This window comes from Caballeronia glathei (genome assembly GCF_000698595.1).
GTDB classification, from domain to species: Bacteria; Pseudomonadota; Gammaproteobacteria; order Burkholderiales; family Burkholderiaceae; genus Caballeronia; species Caballeronia glathei.
The window spans coordinates 1-922 of the sequence record NZ_JFHC01000255.1; the positions used below are offsets into that span (position 1 = coordinate 1).

Here is a 922-nt window from a genome sequence, read left to right on the forward strand (position 1 = left end):
ACCGGCAAGCCCAAGGGCGTGATGGTCGAACATCATCATGTAGAGAACCTCCATCACGCGTTGCAATCGACGGTGTTCGCACATTGCGCTCCGAACTCCGGCGTCAGTCTGAATGCCAGCATCGCATTCGATTCCTCCCTGAAGAGCCTTACTTCCTTGCTGGCGGGACACCGGCTGATCGTGATTCCCGCCGACGTGCGAGCTGATGGTATGGCGTTGATCGAATTTCTGAATACCGGCGGCGTCGATGTGCTCGACTGCACTCCCACTCAGCTCGATGTGTTGCTCGCCATCGGTCTGCTCGAACACCGACGGTCTGACCTGACGTTGCTCGTAGGCGGCGAAGCACTCACGCAGCAGACGTGGAATCGCCTGGCGCAGGCCGATCAGATCCGCGCTTTCAACGTCTATGGTCCGACCGAGTGCACCGTGGATGCCACTGTCACGGAGATCACGACCGAACAGACGCAGCCCGTTATCGGCAAGCCGATTGCCAATGCACGTATTTATCTGCTCGATGCGCAACATCAACTGGTGCCTCCGGGCGCGGTAGGCGAACTGTACATCGGTGGCGCGGGTGTGGCGCGTGGCTATCTGAATCGTGCTGATCTCACCGCCGAGCGTTTCCTCGACGATCCGTTCGTTCAAGGTGCGCGCATGTATCGCACGGGCGATCTCGCACGTTATCGTGCCGATGGCAATCTCGAGTTCCTCGGCCGTAACGATCATCAGGTCAAGATTCGCGGCTTCCGTATCGAACTCGGCGAGATCGAGGCGCAGATCGCCAGCCATCCGGCGGTGCGTGAAGCGGTGGTCATCGCGCGTGCACGGCAGCAGGATACGCAGGATCAGCAACTCGTTGCCTATGTCACGCTGGTTGCCGAGATCGATGCCGGCGCCCTGCGCGAGCATCTTGCCTCGC

At 60.2% G+C, this 922-nt stretch carries 1 protein-coding gene; it reads left to right on the forward strand.

Features of this window, described 5'->3' with window-relative positions; all coding sequences use genetic code 11:
- A partial coding sequence (locus BG61_RS38630; protein WP_035943727.1) for an amino acid adenylation domain-containing protein occupies positions 1-922 on the forward strand: 922 nt, incomplete at both ends.